This is a genomic window from Streptomyces sp. NPDC050564 (assembly GCF_044457265.1).
In the GTDB taxonomy this organism is placed as follows: domain Bacteria; phylum Actinomycetota; class Actinomycetes; order Streptomycetales; family Streptomycetaceae; genus Streptomyces.
This window is the reverse complement of the sequence record NZ_JBITGS010000006.1, coordinates 61,191-77,704: the sequence shown is the minus strand read 5'-3', so window position 1 is coordinate 77,704 and position 16,514 is coordinate 61,191. Positions and strand designations below refer to the sequence as shown.

Here is a 16,514-nt window from a genome sequence, read left to right as displayed (position 1 = left end):
TGTGATCGCCCTCTCTCTCGCCGAGATCGCAGCAGTCGTCGGCGGGCAGACGTACGACATACCGGATCCGGCGGTACAGGTCACCGGACCGGTCGTCAAGGACTCCCGTGAGGTGGAGTCCGGCAGCCTCTTCGTCGCCTTCGTCGGCGAGCGTGTGGACGGCCACGACTTCGCCGAGGCGGTGATCGAGGCCGGCGCGGTCGCCGTGCTGGCGTCCCGCCCCCTCGGCGTGCCCGCGATCGTCGTCGCGGACGTACAGGCGGCGCTCGGCGCTCTCGCGCGTCATGTCGTCGAACGGCTCGGCGCGACCCTCGTGGCCCTCACCGGTTCCGCGGGCAAGACCAGCACCAAGGACCTGATCGCCCAGGTGCTGCGGAGCAAGGCGCCGACTGTCTTCACGCCCGGCTCGCTGAACAACGAGATCGGGCTGCCGCTCACCGCGCTCAGCGCCACCGAGGAGACCAGGTTCCTGGTGCTGGAGATGGGGGCGCGCGGCATCGGCCACATCCGCTATCTGGCGGACCTCACCCCGCCGAAGATCGGCCTGGTCCTCAACGTCGGCACCGCCCACATCGGCGAGTTCGGCGGCCGCGAGCAAATCGCGCAAGCAAAGGGCGAGTTGGTCGAAGGGCTCCCGGAGGACGGCACCGCGGTCCTCAACGCCGACGATCCCCTCGTACGCGCCATGGCGTCCCGTACGAAGGCCCGCGTGATCCTCTTCGGAGAGTCCGACGAAGCGGACGTACGCGCCGAGAACGTCCGTCTCACGGAGACTGGACAGCCTTCCTTCAGCCTTCGCACACCCTCCGGGTGCAGTGACGTGACCATGCGCCTGTACGGTGAGCACCACGTGTCGAACGCGCTCGCCGCGGCCGCCGTCGCCCATGAGCTGGGCATGTCCGCAGACGAGATCGCCCGTGCGCTCTCCGAGGCGGGCTCCCTCTCCCGCTGGCGGATGGAGGTCACCGAGCGCCCGGACGGCGTGACGGTCGTCAACGACGCCTACAACGCGAACCCCGAGTCCATGCGAGCCGCCCTGCGCGCGCTCGCGGCCATGGGCAGAGGACGTCGTACGTGGGCGGTGCTCGGTCAGATGGCCGAGCTCGGGGACGAGGCGCTCGCCGAGCACGACGCGGTCGGACGGCTCGCCGTCCGGCTCAACGTCAGCAAGCTCGTCGCGGTCGGGGGCAGGGAAGCGTCCTGGCTCCAACTGGGCGCATATAACGAGGGTTCGTGGGGTGAGGAGTCGGTGCACGTGTCCGACGCACAGGCGGCTGTCGACCTGTTGCGCAGTGAACTGCGCCCAGGGGACGTCGTACTCGTGAAGGCGTCCAGGTCGGTCGGGCTCGAACGGGTGGCGCAGGCGCTGCTCGACAGCGGTGCCGAGGGTGAGGTTGCCGCCCGATGATGAAGCAGATCCTGTTCGCAGGTGTCATTGGCCTCTTCCTGACCTTGGTCGGCACCCCGCTGCTGATCAAGCTCCTGGCCCGCAAGGGCTACGGCCAGTACATCCGTGACGACGGGCCGAAAGAGCACCACAGCAAGCGCGGTACGCCGACCATGGGTGGTATCGCCTTCATCCTCGCGACGCTCATCGCGTACTTCATGAGCAAGGTGATCACCGGCAAGCCGCCGACCTTCTCCGGACTGCTGGTGCTCGGCCTGATGGCGGGCATGGGCCTGGTGGGCTTCCTGGACGACTACATCAAGATCGTCAAGCGTCGGTCGCTCGGTCTGCGGGCCAAGGCGAAGATGGCCGGCCAGCTGACCGTCGGTATCGCCTTCGCGGTGCTCTCGCTGCAGTTCGCGGACAACCGCGGCAACACCCCGGCCTCCACGAAGCTCTCCTTCGTCCAGGACTTCGGCTGGTCCATCGGCCCGGTGCTGTTCGTGGTCTGGGCGCTGTTCATGATCCTCGCCATGTCGAACGGCGTGAACCTCACGGACGGCCTGGACGGTCTCGCCACCGGCGCCTCCGTGATGGTCTTCGGCGCGTACACGTTCATCGGCGTCTGGCAGTTCCAGGAGTCCTGCGCCAACGCGACGACCCTGACCAACCCGGCCGCCTGCTACGAAGTACGCGATCCACTCGACCTCGCGGTCGTCGCCTCCGCGCTGATGGGCGCCTGCTTCGGCTTCCTGTGGTGGAACACCTCGCCCGCCAAGATCTTCATGGGCGACACCGGTTCGCTTGCTCTCGGCGGAGCGCTCGCGGGTCTGGCGATCTGCTCCCGCACCGAGTTCCTGATCGCGCTGCTCGGCGGTCTCTTCGTCCTGATCACCATGTCGGTCGTCATCCAGGTCGGCTCCTTCCGCCTGACCGGCAAGCGCGTCTTCCGCATGGCACCCCTCCAGCACCACTTCGAACTCAAGGGGTGGTCCGAAGTCCTTGTGGTGGTCCGCTTCTGGATCATTCAGGGCATGTGCGTCATTGTGGGTCTGGGCCTCTTCTACGCAGGATGGGCAGCCAAGAAGTGACCGACTGGCAGGGCAAGAACGTCACCGTCGCCGGGCTCGGCGTCTCCGGCATCCCGGCGGCCAAGGTGCTGCACGGCCTCGGCGCGGTCGTCACGGTCGTCAACGACGGCGACGACGAGCGCGCCCGGGCCCAGGCCGCGGAGCTGGAGGCGCTCGGCATCACCGTGCGCCTCGGTGACGGCGCGACCCTGCCCGAGGGAACCGAGCTCATCGTGACCGCGCCGGGCTGGAAGCCGGACAAGCCGCTGTTCGCCACGGCCGCCGAGGCGGGCGTCCCGGTCTGGGGCGACGTCGAACTCGCCTGGCGGCTGCGCGGCCCCGACGCCGCGCCCTGGCTCGCGGTCACCGGCACCAACGGCAAGACCACGACCGTCCAGATGCTCGCCTCGATCCTGAAGGCGGCCGGACTGCGCACGGCGGCGGTCGGCAACATCGGCGTCTCGCTCCTTGACGCGGTGCTCGGCGAGGAGAAGTACGACGTACTCGCCGTCGAACTCTCCAGCTATCAGCTGCACTGGGCGCCCTCGCTGCGCGCCCACTCCGCAGCCGTACTGAATCTGGCGCCCGACCACCTCGACTGGCACGGCTCGATGGAGGCGTACGCCGCCGACAAGGGCCGTATCTACGAAGGCAATCGAGTCGCCTGCGTCTACAACGTGGCCGACAAGGCCACCGAGGACCTGGTGCGCGAGGCGGACGTCGAGGAGGGCTGCCGGGCGATCGGCTTCACACTCGGCACCCCTGGGCCGTCCCAACTCGGCGTCGTGGAAGGCATCCTGGTCGACCGCGCCTTCGTCGAGAACCGGCAGAAGAACGCCCAGGAGCTGGCCGAGGTGTCGGACGTCAATCCGCCGGCGCCGCACAACATCGCCAACGCCCTTGCGGCGGCGGCCCTGGCGCGCGCCTTCGGGGTGCCCGCCCAGGCGGTACGCGACGGGCTGCGGGCCTTCGAGCCGGACGCCCACCGCATCGCGCACGTCGCCGACGTGGACGGGGTCGCGTACGTCGACGACTCCAAGGCGACCAACACACATGCCGCGGAAGCCTCTTTGGCGGCGTACGAGTCGATCGTGTGGATCGCGGGCGGGCTGGCCAAGGGCGCGACCTTCGACGAGCTGGTCGCCAAGTCGGCACCGCGGCTTCGGGGCGTTGTCCTGATCGGTGCCGACCGTGCCCTCATCCGGGAAGCGCTCGCGCGACACGCGCCGGAAGTACCCGTCGTCGACCTTGAGCGGACCGACACTGGGGCGATGCTCGCGGCGGTTCAGGAGGCACGGGGGCTCGCTCGCACCGGCGACACGGTGCTGCTGGCCCCGGCGTGCGCGTCCATGGATATGTTCGCCAACTACAACAAGCGCGGTGACGCTTTCGCGGAGGCGGTTCGCGAACTCGACGCCGTCGACGGCTGACCCGGGTCCGCCTCGCCTGACGGCGCCGGGCACACCTGGGAGGGACGCGTGACACGGATCCGGCTGGGGCTTCGTCGGCGGCTATCCGCCGGTGGCACGGCGCTGTGCCGGCCCGTCCCTCCCTCAGTTCCCGACCGGCCCGGGGGGACGCCCGACGGGAAGCCCTCCCACAGCGTGGCAGGTGCCGCCGATGCCCGGTAGCCGCACCGGCCGGCCTCCCGTGCGGCGGACCACCGGGCGGCCCCCCGTCGCCCGGGCGTCGCGCGAGAATCCCGTACGACGCCTCTACATCCGCGCCCGCAAGGCCTGGGACCGGCCGCTGACCGCGTACTACCTGATCCTCGGTGGCAGTCTGCTGATCACCGTGCTCGGGCTGGTGATGGTGTACTCGGCGTCGCAGATCACGGCGCTGCAGCTGTCGCTGCCGGGGTCGTACTTCTTCCGCAAGCAGTTCCTGGCGGCCGTGATCGGCGGGGTGCTGCTGCTCGTCGCCTCGCGGATGCCGGTGAAGCTGCACCGGGCGCTGGCGTATCCGATGCTGGCCGGGTCGGTCTTCCTGATGATCCTGGTGCAGGTGCCCGGGATAGGAGTCGCGATCAACGGCAACCAGAACTGGATCTCCCTCGGCGGCTCCTTCCAGATCCAGCCCAGCGAGTTCGGCAAGCTCGCCCTCGTGCTGTGGGGCGCCGACCTGATCGCCCGCAAGGAGGACAAGCGCCTGCTCATGCAGTGGAAGCACATGCTGGTGCCGCTCGTCCCGGTGGCGTTCATGCTGCTCGGGCTGATCATGCTCGGCGGCGACATGGGGACGGCGATCATCCTCACCGCGATCCTGTTCGGACTGCTGTGGCTGGCGGGCGCGCCGACCCGGCTGTTCGTCGGCGTGCTGTCCATCGCCGGCATGCTCGGTGTGATCCTCATCAAGACCAGCCCGAACCGCATGGCCCGGTTCTCCTGCATCGGCGCCACCGAACCCGGCACCGGCGTCACCTCGTGCTGGCAGGCCGTGCACGGGATCTATGCGCTCGCCTCCGGCGGACTCTTCGGTTCCGGACTCGGTGCGAGCGTGGAGAAATGGGGCCAACTGCCCGAAGCCCACACCGACTTCATCTTCGCCGTCACCGGTGAGGAACTGGGCCTCGCGGGGACGCTGTCGGTACTCGCCCTCTTCGCGGCTCTAGGCTATGCGGGTATCCGCGTGGCCGGACGCACGGAGGACCCCTTCGTGAGGTATGCCGCGGGAGGCGTGACCACCTGGATCACGACCCAGGCCGTGATCAACATCGGTGCGGTACTCGGTCTGCTGCCGATCGCCGGAGTCCCGCTCCCGCTGTTCTCCTACGGGGGTTCCGCCCTGTTGCCGACCATGTTCGCCATCGGGCTGCTGATCGCCTTCGCGCGGGACGACCCCGCTGCGCGGGCGGCGCTCGCGATGCGGCAACCTCGCTTTGGTAGAAAGCGGGCTGCGGTGAGAGGCTCCGTGGGGGCCGCGGGGCCTCGGAGATGGAACACGATGCGACGGCGCGCCGCGGCGCGTTCGTCCGGAGAGCGGTGAATTTCGGTGCATGTCGTACTCGCCGGCGGGGGGACCGCCGGCCACATCGAGCCCGCGCTCGCCCTCGCGGACGCCCTGCGCAGGCAGGACCCGACCGTGGGGATCACGGCCCTGGGCACGGAACGCGGACTTGAGACCCGACTCGTACCCGAGCGCGGATACGATCTCGCGCTGATCCCCGCCGTCCCGCTGCCGCGCAAGCCCACGCCCGAGCTGATCACCGTCCCCGGACGGCTGCGCGGCACGATCAAGGCGGCCGAGCAGATCCTGGAGCGCACCAAGGCGGACGCGGTCGTCGGCTTCGGCGGCTACGTCGCCCTGCCCGGCTACCTCGCGGCCAAGCGCCTCGGCGTGCCGATCGTCATCCACGAGGCCAACGCCCGGCCGGGTCTCGCCAACAAGATCGGCTCCCGATATGCCGCCCGGGTCGCCGTCTCCACGCCGGACAGCAAGCTGCGCGACGCCCGCTACATCGGCATCCCGCTGCGCCGCTCCATCGCCACCCTCGACCGTGCCGCCGTGCGCCCCGAGGCGCGCGCCGCGTTCGGCCTCGACCCCGCGCTGCCGACCCTGCTGGTGTCCGGCGGCTCGCAGGGCGCCCGCCGCCTCAACGAGGTGGTCGAGCAGGCGGCTCCGTACCTCCAGCAGGCGGGCATCCAGATCCTGCACGCGGTGGGCCCGAAGAACGAACTGCCGCAGGTGCATCAGATGCCGGGGATGCCCCCGTACATCCCGGTACCGTACGTGGACCGGATGGACCTCGCGTACGCCGCGGCCGACATGATGCTGTGCCGCGCGGGCGCGATGACCGTCGCCGAACTCTCCGCCGTCGGGCTGCCCGCCGCCTATGTCCCGCTGCCCATCGGCAACGGCGAACAGCGGCTGAACGCTCAGCCGGTGGTCAAGGCCGGCGGTGGCCTCCTTGTCGACGACGCGGAGCTGACGCCCCAGTGGGTGCAGCAGAACGTGCTGCCCGTGCTCGCCGACCCGCACCGGCTGTACGAGATGTCCCGTGCCGCCAGCGAGTTCGGCCGCCGGGACGCCGACGACCTGCTCGTCGGCATGGTGTACGAGGCGATCGCCTCTCGCCGTCACTAGCACCGCATGAGGGAAGGCAGGGAGCGTGGCCGGACCGAACACCGCCGAGCGCGGCGAACGGCAGAAGCTGGAGTCCGGCCCGCCCCGGCCGCCCCGTCTCGGGCGGCTGCGTCGCCTTCGTGTGCTCATCATCCTTTTGATCGCCGCGGTGTTGGGCGGAGCCGCTTCGTTCTGGGTCCTGTACGGCTCGCAGTGGCTGCGCGTGGAACGCGTATCGGCTTCCGGGATGCGAGTGCTGACGGCCGAGCAGGTGCGAGAAGCGGCCGATGTTCCGGTCGGATCCCCACTGATTTCCGTCGACACCGACGCCATTGAGGAACGACTGCGCCAGAAATTGCCCCGAATTGACTCGGTTGATGTCGTCCGTTCCTGGCCGCATGAAATCGGCCTGAAAGTGACCGAACGCACTCCGGTCCTGATTGTCGAAAAAGGCGCAAAGTTCGTCGAAGTGGACGCCAAGGGCGTGCGATTCGCCACGGTTTCCGACGCTCCGAAGGGCGTGCTCACACTGGAATTGGCGGTCTCCCGGTCGGTGGGGCTGCGCCGCTTCGGCACCGACCGGCTGGTGCGCGAGGCGGTGCGGGTCGCCGGCGACATTCCGGCCGCCGTCGCCCGTGACACTCGTACCCTCAAGGTCCGTTCCTACGACTCCATCTCGCTGGAGTTGAAGGGCGGCCGCACCGTCGAGTGGGGCAGTGGCGAGAAGGGTCGCGCGAAGGCCAGGACACTCACCGCTCTCATGAAAGCCGCTCCCGGCGCCCGGCACTTCGACGTAAGCGCTCCCACCGCTCCTGCGTCATCGGGGAGTTGACGCACATCCGCGCAGGCCAGCACCCTGGTTGGGCAGCGCTACGCCTGATCACATAGGGTGAAAAGAAAAACGGGAGGTTCGGCGTGTTCGTTGAACGTGCGCCACTTGTCGACTTAGTGTCCTGTTCGGAAGAGTCCAAGGAACAGACACACTGGTAACCCTAAACTTCAGCGTTAGGGTTCGGGTCGGCGTTCGGACCGTCCCATTCGGCATCAGTCGTCGGATCGCGAGCGTGCGAGGCGACGACACGTAACTCGAGGCGAGAGGCCTTCGACGTGGCAGCACCGCAGAACTACCTCGCAGTCATCAAAGTCATCGGTGTCGGCGGCGGTGGTGTCAATGCCATCAACCGGATGATCGAGGTCGGTCTCAAGGGCGTCGAGTTCATCGCCATCAACACCGACGCGCAGGCGCTGTTGATGAGCGACGCCGACGTCAAGCTCGACGTCGGCCGCGAACTGACCCGCGGACTCGGCGCCGGAGCCAACCCGGCCGTCGGCCGCAAGGCCGCCGAGGACCACCGCGAGGAGATCGAGGAGGTCCTCAAGGGGGCCGACATGGTCTTCGTGACAGCCGGTGAAGGCGGCGGCACCGGCACCGGCGGCGCACCCGTCGTGGCCAACATCGCCCGCTCGCTCGGCGCCCTCACCATCGGCGTGGTCACCCGCCCGTTCACCTTCGAGGGACGGCGCCGGGCCAACCAGGCCGAGGACGGCATCGCCGAACTCCGCGAAGAGGTCGACACCCTCATCGTCATCCCGAACGACCGGCTGCTGTCCATCTCGGACCGCCAGGTCTCGGTCCTCGACGCCTTCAAGTCGGCGGACCAGGTCCTGCTCTCCGGTGTTCAGGGCATCACCGACCTCATCACCACGCCGGGTCTGATCAACCTCGACTTCGCCGACGTCAAGTCCGTGATGTCCGAGGCGGGTTCGGCGCTCATGGGCATCGGCTCGGCCCGCGGCGACGATCGCGCGGTGGCCGCGGCCGAGATGGCGATCTCCTCGCCGCTCCTCGAAGCCTCCATCGACGGCGCCCGCGGCGTCCTGCTCTCCATCTCCGGCGGCTCCGACCTCGGCCTGTTCGAGATCAACGAAGCCGCCCAGCTGGTCAGCGAGGCCGCGCACCCCGAGGCCAACATCATCTTCGGTGCGGTCATCGACGACGCCCTCGGTGACGAGGTGCGGGTCACCGTCATCGCCGCCGGCTTCGACGGCGGTCAGCCTCCGGCGAAGCGGGACAACGTGCTCGGCGCCTCGTCCGCGAAGCGCGACGAGCCCGCCCCGGTGCGGCCCTCCGAGAGCCGCCCGTCCTTCGGCTCGCTCGGCAGCGTCACGCCGAAGGAGGCCCCGGAGCCCGCCCCGGAGCCGGTCGGCGAGATCCAGGTCTCCCCGCCGGTCCCGCCGTCCCGCGCCTACTCGGACAGCGCGGCCGAAGAGCTGGACGTGCCGGACTTCCTGAAGTGATAGGGCAGCGCTCCGAAACGAGCACAGTGAGCGGCGCGCACTTCGCCTTCACCGACCGGTGGGGCGGGGTGAGCGCCGTTCCGTACGAGGAGCTCAACCTCGGCGGAGCGGTCGGCGACGACCCCGACTCCGTACGGACCAATCGCGAACTGGCCGCCAAGGCGCTCGGTCTCGACCCGGCCCAGGTGGTCTGGATGAACCAGGTGCACGGGCCGGACGTGGCGGTGGTGGACGGGCCGTGGGTCTCTTCGGGGATTCCGTCCGTCGACGCGATCGTCACCGTGCGACGGGGGCTCGCCCTCGCCGTTCTCACCGCCGATTGCACACCGGTCCTGCTGGCCGATCCGGTCGCCGGAGTCGTGGCCGCCGCCCACGCGGGACGGCCCGGCATGGTCGCCGGAGTCGTTCCCGCCGCCGTACGGGCCATGGTCGAACTCGGCGCCGAGGCCGACCGGATCGTCGCCCGCACCGGCCCCGCCGTCTGCGGGCGTTGCTACGAAGTGCCGGAGCGGATGCGCGCCGACGTCGCCGCCGTCGAACCGGCGGCGTACGCCGAGACCAGCTGGGGCACGCCAGCGGTCGATGTGACCGCCGGAGTGCACGCGCAGTTGAAACGGCTCGGGGTGCGCGACCGGGAGCAGTCGCCGGTGTGCACGCTCGAATCGGGGGACCACTTCTCGTACCGGCGCGACCGCACCACCGGGCGGCTCGCCGGCTATGTCTGGCTGGACTGATGGGGCATGACGGACCGTAAGGCTCAACTCGCCGAAAATCTGGCGAAAGTGGAACAGCGCATCACGGCGGCGTGCATCGCCGCCGGGCGCAAGCGCGAAGAGGTGACCCTGATCGTGGTCACCAAGACCTACCCCGCGAGCGATGTGCGGATCCTGTCGGAACTCGGTGTGCGTCACGTCGCCGAGAACCGGGACCAGGACGCGGCGCCCAAGGCCGCTGAATGTTCGGATCTGCCCCTCTCGTGGCATTTTGTCGGTCAGTTGCAGACCAACAAGGTGCGTTCCGTGGTCGGTTATGCGGATGTCGTGCAGTCCGTCGATCGTTCCAAGCTCGTCACAGCTCTGTCGAAGGAAGCGGTGCGAGCGGAGCGCGAGGTGGGCTGTCTCCTCCAGGTCGCGTTGGACGCGCAGGAGAGCGGGAGAGGGGAGCGGGGTGGCGTAGGGCCCGGCGGAATCGAAGAGTTGGGCGACCTCGTCGCTCGGGCTCCGGGGCTCCGGCTCGACGGGCTGATGACTGTCGCGCCGCTCACCGGACCGTACGCGGGGCGCCAACAGGCGGCGTTCGAGCGGCTGATGGATTTGTCGACTGTCCTGCGCCGCGCTCATCCGGCTGCGAACATGGTCTCGGCAGGGATGAGTACGGACCTCGAACAGGCCGTGGCAGCCGGAGCGACACATGTACGCGTCGGTACTGCGGTACTCGGAGTCCGACCCAGGCTCGGGTAACGTCGCCAAGAAGTCGGACCACAGCAGAAAATATGGTCATTACCGCCACAGGCGGGCATAACGACCTCGTGGATCGCGGGCACTTGGCAATTCGTCAGCCGATCCACCACAGAGCGGAGGACTCAGAGCATGGCCGGCGCGATGCGCAAGATGGCGGTCTACCTCGGCCTCGTGGAGGACGATGGGTACGACGGCAGGGGATTCGACCCCGACGACGACTTCGAGCCCGAGCTTGACCCGGAGCCCGAGCGGGACCGTCGGCGACACGAGTCGCCACACCAGTCACATCAGACACATCAGTCTCAACGGGACGAATCGGTGCGAGTGGTGCAGCCTCCGGCGCCGCGCGATCCGGTGCCGCATTCCGCTTCGCTCGCCGCGGAATCCGCGCGTCCGGCGCGAATCGCCCCCGTGGCGTCCATCACACAAGAACGTCAAAGCCTGGAGAAGAACGCCCCGGTGATCATGCCCAAGGTCGTGTCCGAGCGAGAGCCCTACCGGATCACCACACTGCACCCCCGGACCTACAACGAGGCCCGTACCATCGGGGAACACTTCCGTGAGGGCACCCCGGTGATCATGAATCTGACTGAGATGGATGACACAGATGCGAAGCGACTTGTCGACTTTGCGGCCGGTTTGGTGTTTGGTCTCCACGGCAGCATCGAGCGGGTGACGCAGAAGGTGTTCCTGTTGTCGCCTGCTAACGTCGATGTCACGGCGGAGGACAAGGCCCGCATCGCAGAGGGCGGGTTCTTCAACCAGAGCTGAGACGCAGGACCGGAATGACGCACGGAAACAGGGGAGAGGGAAGCACGGATCATGAGCGTGGTCGGGCAGGTTTTCTACATCGCGCTGATGTGCTTCCTCATCGTGCTGATCTTCCGGTTGGTCATGGACTACGTCTTCCAGTTCGCCCGCTCATGGCAACCCGGCAAGGCGATGGTGGTCGTTCTCGAGGCCACCTACACTGTCACCGATCCACCGCTCAAGCTTCTGCGGCGGTTCATTCCGCCGCTGCGTCTCGGGGGCGTGGCGCTCGACCTGTCCTTCTTCGTACTGATGATCATCGTCTACATCCTGATCTCCGTCGTGAGCCGGCTGTGAACGATACGGTCTTGCCGAATGCCGACGACTACGTTGAGGTGAAGAGATGCCGTTGACCCCCGAGGACGTGCGGAACAAGCAGTTCACGACCGTCCGCCTCCGAGAAGGCTATGACGAGGACGAGGTCGATGCCTTCCTCGACGAGGTCGAAGCCGAACTGACGCGACTGCTCCGCGAGAACGAGGATCTGCGCGCCAAGCTGGCCGCTGCCACGCGCGCGGCCGCGCAGAACCAGCAGCAGGGCATGCGTAAGCCGCCCGAGCAGCAGGACCAGCAGCAGGGCCCCCCGCAGGGCATGCGCGGTCCGGGCGCTCCCGTGCCCGCCGGCATATCGGGCCCGCCGCAGCAGCAGATGGGTGGCCCCATGGGTGGCCCGCCCCAGCTGCCGAGCGGTGCCCCGCAGCTGCCCGCCGGCCCCAGTGGCCAGGGCGGTCCGCAGGGTCCGGGCCCCATGGGCCAGGGTCCGATGGGCCAGGGTCCGATGGGCCAGGGTCCCGGCCAGATGCAGCCGCAGATGCAGCAGATGGGTGGCCCGATGGGCGGTCCCATGGGTGGCCCCATGGGCGGTCACGGCCCGCAGATGCCGCAGCAGGGCCCCGGTGGCGACAGCGCCGCGCGTGTCCTCTCGCTGGCTCAGCAGACCGCCGACCAGGCGATCGCCGAGGCCCGTTCCGAGGCCAACAAGATCGTCGGCGAGGCTCGCAGCCGCGCCGAGGGTCTGGAGCGCGACGCCCGTGCCAAGGCTGACGCCCTGGAGCGGGACGCGCAGGAGAAGCACCGCGTCGCGATGGGCTCCCTGGAGTCCGCTCGCGCCACGCTGGAGCGCAAGGTCGAGGACCTGCGCGGCTTCGAGCGCGAGTACCGCACGCGGCTGAAGTCCTACCTGGAGTCGCAGCTGCGCCAGCTGGAGACGCAGGCGGACGACTCGCTCGCTCCGCCGCGCACCCCGGCCACGGCGTCCCTGCCCTCGCCCTCCGCGCCCTCGATGGCCCCGGCAGGCGCCAGCGCGCCGTCGTACGGCGGCAACCAGGGCATGGGTGGCGGTCCGGCACCGGCTGCGCCCTCCTACGGTGGGCAGCAGCAGATGTCTCCGGCCATGACCCAGCCGATGGCTCCGGTGCGGCCCCAGGGGCCGTCGCCGATGCAGCAGGCGCCCTCGCCGATGCGCGGGTTCCTCATCGACGAGGACGACAACTGACGGCCTTTAGTACGCCTTAGGCGTCGGCAGCGTTCAGGGCGGGGCCCCCGGATTCCGGGGGCCCCGCCCTTTTGTGCGGTCGTTGGGGCATCTGTACGTGGGTACGCAACGCCGAAGGCCCGAGGCCGCCGGATTTCTGGCGGGCTCGGGCCTTCTTGGTGTGCGTGGGAAGGGCTGGGGTGGGGTTTGTTTCGCCCCCTCCGCCCCTGCCCGTCCCGTATCCGGGGGCTGCGCCTCCAGACCTCCCGGGTTGTGTTTCGGCTGCGGGTGGTGGGGGCTTGTCGCGCAGTTCCTCGCGCCCCTTCAAGGGGCGGCGTGGGCGAGAAGCCCTGGCGCCGCCCCCCAGGTGCTACGCCTTGCGGAGGCGGAACGTCAGGGACAGGGCGTCGTCCGTGAACGGGGTGCCGTAGGTGTCGTCGGCCTCGCCCTGGGCGAAGTCCGTGGCGAGGACTTCGTCGGAGATCAGGTCGGAGTGTTCGGACAGGGCGGCGATGACGGCCGGGTCCGTGGCGGTCCAGCGGAGCGCGATGCGGTCCGCCACGTCGAGGCCGCTGTTCTTGCGGGCCTCCTGGATCAGGCGGATCGCGTCACGGGCGAGGCCCGCCTGACGCAGCTCCTCCGTGATCTCCAGGTCCAGCGCGACCGTCGCGCCCGAGTCGGAAGCCACCGACCAGCCCTCGCGCGGGGTCTCCGTGATGATCACCTCGTCCGGGGCCAGCGTCACCGTCTCACCGTCGACCTCCACCGACGCCGTGCCCTCGCGCAGAGCCAGCGACAGCGCCGCCGCGTCCGTCTCGGCGATGGCCTTCGCGACCGCCTGGACGCCCTTGCCGAAGCGCTTGCCGAGCGCGCGGAAGTTCGCCTTGGCGGTGGTGTCGACCAGTGAGCCGCCGACTTCGGAGAGCGAGGCGAGGGAGCTCACGTTCAGCTCTTCCGTGATCTGCGCGTGCAGCTCGCGGTCGAGCGTCTCGAAGCCCACCGCCGCGACCAGCGCGCGGGACAGCGGCTGGCGCGTCTTCACGCCCGACTCGGCGCGCGTGGCGCGGCCGAGCTCCACGAGACGGCGTACCAGCACCATCTGCTTCGACAGCTCGGGGTCGATGGCGGACAGGTCCGCCTCCGGCCAGGAGGAGAGGTGCACGGACTCCGGGGCGCCCGGCGTGACCGGGGCGACCAGGTCCTGCCAGACCCGCTCGGTGATGAACGGGGTCAGCGGGGCCATCAGGCGCGTGACCGTCTCCACGACCTCGTGCAGCGTGCGCAGCGCGGCCTTGTCGCCCTGCCAGAAGCGACGACGCGAGCGGCGCACGTACCAGTTGGACAGGTCGTCGACGAACGCCGAGAGGAGCTTTCCGGCGCGCTGGGTGTCGTATGCCTCCAGAGCCTGCGTCACCTGGTCGGTGAGTGCGTGGAGCTCGGAGAGCAGCCAGCGGTCGAGGACCGGGCGGTCCGCCGGGGCCGGATCGGCCTCGCTGGGCGCCCAGTTGGAGGTGCGGGCGTAGAGGGCCTGGAAGGCGACCGTGTTCCAGTAGGTGAGGAGGGTCTTGCGCACCACCTCCTGGATCGTGCCGTGGCCCACGCGGCGCGCTGCCCACGGAGAGCCACCCGCCGCCATGAACCAGCGGACCGCGTCCGCGCCGTGCTGGTCCATCAGCGGGATCGGCTGCAGGATGTTGCCCAGGTGCTTGGACATCTTGCGGCCGTCCTCGGCGAGGATGTGGCCCAGGCACACGACGTTCTCGTACGAGGACTTGTCGAAGACCAGCGTGCCGACGGCCATGAGCGTGTAGAACCACCCACGCGTCTGGTCGATGGCCTCGCTGATGAACTGCGCCGGGTAGCGGCTCTCGAAGAGTTCCTTGTTCTTGTACGGGTAGCCCCACTGCGCGAACGGCATCGAACCCGAGTCGTACCAGGCGTCGATGACCTCCGGGACGCGGGTCGCCGTCTGCTGACACTGGGGGCAGGCGAACGTGACCTCGTCGATGTACGGGCGGTGCGGGTCCAGGTTCGACTGGTCGGTGCCGGTCAGCTCCGTGAGCTCCGCGCGGGAGCCGACGCAGGTGAGGTGGTCGTTCTCGCAGCGCCACAGCGGGAGCGGGGTGCCCCAGTAGCGGCTGCGGGAGAGCGCCCAGTCGATGTTGTTGTTCAGCCAGTCGCCGAAGCGGCCGTGCTTGACCGACTCCGGGAACCAGTTGGTCTTCTCGTTCTCCTGGAGCAGGCGGTCCTTGATGGCCGTGGTGCGGATGTACCAGGACGGCTGCGCGTAGTAGAGGAGCGCGGTGTGGCAGCGCCAGCAGTGCGGATAGCTGTGCTCGTACGGGATGTGCTTGAAGAGCAGACCGCGGTTCTGGAGGTCCTCGGTGAGCTTTTCGTCCGCCTTCTTGAAGAAGATGCCGCCTACGAGGGGGACGTCCTCCTCGAAGGCGCCGTCGGGGCGGACGGGGTTCACCACGGGCAGGCCGTAGGCGCGGCAGACCTTGAGGTCGTCCTCACCGAAGGCGGGGGACTGGTGGACCAGACCCGTACCGTCCTCGGTCGTCACGTACTCCGCGTTCACCACGTAGTGGGCTTCCGTCCCCGCCGGGAACTCCACCAGCTCGAACGGGCGTTGATACGTCCAGCGCTCCATTTCGGCGCCGGTGAAGGTCTCGCCGGTGGTCTCCCAGCCCTCGCCGAGGGACTTCTCGACGAGGGGCTCGGCGACGACGAGCTTCTCCTCGCCGTTCGTCGCGACCACGTAGGTGACCTCGGGGTGCGCGGCGACCGCGGTGTTGGAGACCAGCGTCCAGGGGGTCGTCGTCCACACCAGGAGCGCGGCCTGGCCGGCCAGCGGACCGGAGGTGAGCGGGAAACGGACGTACACGGACGGGTCGACGACCGTCTCGTAGCCCTGTGCCAGCTCGTGGTCGGAGAGGCCGGTGCCGCAGCGTGGACACCAGGGGGCGACGCGGTGGTCCTGAACCAGCAGGCCCTTGTTGAAGATCTCCTTGAGCGACCACCACACGGACTCCACGTACTCGGGGTCCATCGTGCGGTACGCGTCGTCCAGGTCGACCCAGTAGCCCATGCGGGTCGTGAGGTCGCTGAAGGCGTCGGTGTGGCGGGTCACGGACTCGCGGCACTTGGCGTTGAACTCGGCGATGCCGTACGCCTCGATGTCCTGCTTGCCGCTGAAGCCGAGCTCCTTCTCGACCGCCAGCTCCACAGGGAGGCCGTGGCAGTCCCAGCCGGCCTTGCGCGCCACGTGGTAGCCGCGCATGGTGCGGAAGCGCGGGAAGACGTCCTTGAAGACGCGGGCCTCGATGTGGTGGGCGCCCGGCATGCCGTTGGCGGTGGGCGGGCCCTCGTAGAACACCCACTCGGGGCGGCCCTCGGACTGCTCAAGGCTCTTGGCAAAGATCTTCTGCTCGCGCCAGAAGTCGAGCACGGCGTGCTCGAGGGCGGGCAGGTCGACCTGGGCGGGCACCTGGCGGTACTGCGTCATCGATCTTCCTCCGGCGGACTTTCTGCCTTCCGTCCGGAGGGACGAGAGCCTGTGCTGCTACCTCGTAGCTGCTGCGGACGCCGTGTGCGGCGCGCTCCCGCGGTACCACCCTCCTTGGCTCCCCGGTGCCCGTGTGCGCCGGTGAGCCCCCTCATTGGGGTCGCGATGCCGGATCTACTGGCCCCTGCGGGGCGTTCTGCCGGCGGCTCCGGGGTGATCTTCGCGTCGCGCTCGCCCCCGGGCTTCCACCGTCCCCGGGTCGCTCTTGGCTGCGTACGCCGCTACTCGTCCCCATCCACGCTTCTCGCTCCGCCCAGTGTACGGCGCCGCGGGGACAGCGGCCGACCGGTTTTCCGGGGTGCCGCGGCGGCCCGCACGGTGACCCGAATGGCGAGGCGCGAGTGTCCGGATCCTGGGACGCCGGGCCCGGCGGATTACCGGGCGG

The 16,514-nt window shown here is 69.2% G+C and carries 13 protein-coding genes; 12 read left to right on the top strand and 1 reads right to left on the bottom strand.

Annotated elements, in window-relative coordinates:
* The first annotated feature begins 1 nt into the window (after nt 1).
* From murF to ACIBK0_RS11440, 12 genes are all read left to right on the top strand, one after another.
* Nucleotides 2-1,408, top strand: coding sequence for a UDP-N-acetylmuramoyl-tripeptide--D-alanyl-D-alanine ligase (gene murF, locus ACIBK0_RS11495; RefSeq protein WP_399078168.1), 1,407 nt, complete (start codon nt 2-4; stop codon nt 1,406-1,408).
* Complete coding sequence (gene mraY, locus ACIBK0_RS11490; protein ID WP_399078166.1) at nt 1,405-2,478, top strand: phospho-N-acetylmuramoyl-pentapeptide-transferase; 1,074 nt, start codon at nt 1,405-1,407, stop codon at nt 2,476-2,478. The genes murF and mraY overlap by 4 nt, the downstream gene beginning before the upstream one ends.
* Nucleotides 2,460-3,887 (top strand): UDP-N-acetylmuramoyl-L-alanine--D-glutamate ligase, encoded by a 1,428-nt coding sequence (murD, locus tag ACIBK0_RS11485; RefSeq protein ID WP_399078164.1) that lies wholly within the window; start codon nt 2,460-2,462, stop codon nt 3,885-3,887. Before mraY ends, murD begins: the two co-directional genes overlap by 19 nt.
* A gap of 190 nt (nt 3,888-4,077) precedes the next feature.
* The gene (gene ftsW / locus ACIBK0_RS11480; RefSeq protein WP_399078162.1) at nt 4,078-5,442 is read left to right on the top strand and encodes a putative lipid II flippase FtsW; all 1,365 of its coding nucleotides are present in this window, start codon (nt 4,078-4,080) and stop codon (nt 5,440-5,442) included.
* A 6-nt stretch (nt 5,443-5,448) separates the two neighbouring features.
* Nucleotides 5,449-6,540, top strand: a complete 1,092-nt coding sequence (gene murG, locus ACIBK0_RS11475; protein WP_399078160.1) for an undecaprenyldiphospho-muramoylpentapeptide beta-N-acetylglucosaminyltransferase — start codon at nt 5,449-5,451, stop codon at nt 6,538-6,540.
* 25 nt (nt 6,541-6,565) lie between these two features.
* Entirely contained in the window at nt 6,566-7,351 is a 786-nt protein-coding gene (locus ACIBK0_RS11470) for a cell division protein FtsQ/DivIB (protein WP_399078158.1), read from the top strand.
* Nucleotides 7,352-7,626: 275 nt separating this feature from the next.
* Nucleotides 7,627-8,817 carry a cell division protein FtsZ gene (gene ftsZ, locus ACIBK0_RS11465; RefSeq protein WP_399078156.1) on the top strand — a complete coding sequence of 397 codons (1,191 nt, stop codon included), beginning with the start codon at nt 7,627-7,629 and terminating at the stop codon, nt 8,815-8,817.
* Nucleotides 8,818-8,843: 26 nt separating this feature from the next.
* Nucleotides 8,844-9,551 carry a peptidoglycan editing factor PgeF gene (gene pgeF / locus ACIBK0_RS11460; protein WP_399078153.1) on the top strand — a complete coding sequence of 236 codons (708 nt, stop codon included), beginning with the start codon at nt 8,844-8,846 and terminating at the stop codon, nt 9,549-9,551.
* A 6-nt stretch (nt 9,552-9,557) separates the two neighbouring features.
* Entirely contained in the window at nt 9,558-10,277 is a 720-nt protein-coding gene (locus ACIBK0_RS11455) for a YggS family pyridoxal phosphate-dependent enzyme (protein ID WP_399078151.1), read from the top strand.
* Between the two features lie 129 nt (nt 10,278-10,406).
* Complete coding sequence (locus ACIBK0_RS11450; protein ID WP_399078149.1) at nt 10,407-11,048, top strand: cell division protein SepF; 642 nt, start codon at nt 10,407-10,409, stop codon at nt 11,046-11,048.
* 51 nt (nt 11,049-11,099) lie between these two features.
* On the top strand, nt 11,100-11,384 hold the full coding sequence (locus ACIBK0_RS11445) for a YggT family protein (protein WP_261706878.1): 285 nt from the start codon (nt 11,100-11,102) through the stop codon (nt 11,382-11,384).
* A gap of 46 nt (nt 11,385-11,430) precedes the next feature.
* A complete protein-coding gene (locus tag ACIBK0_RS11440) occupies nt 11,431-12,582 on the top strand; it encodes a DivIVA domain-containing protein (RefSeq protein WP_399078146.1) in 1,152 nt (383 codons plus the stop codon).
* Between the two features lie 349 nt (nt 12,583-12,931).
* Here the strand turns inward: ACIBK0_RS11440 and ileS are convergent, their stop codons facing one another.
* Complete coding sequence (ileS, locus tag ACIBK0_RS11435; protein ID WP_399078144.1) at nt 12,932-16,069, bottom strand: isoleucine--tRNA ligase; 3,138 nt, start codon at nt 16,067-16,069, stop codon at nt 12,932-12,934.
* Between the last annotated feature and the right edge of the window lie 445 nt (nt 16,070-16,514).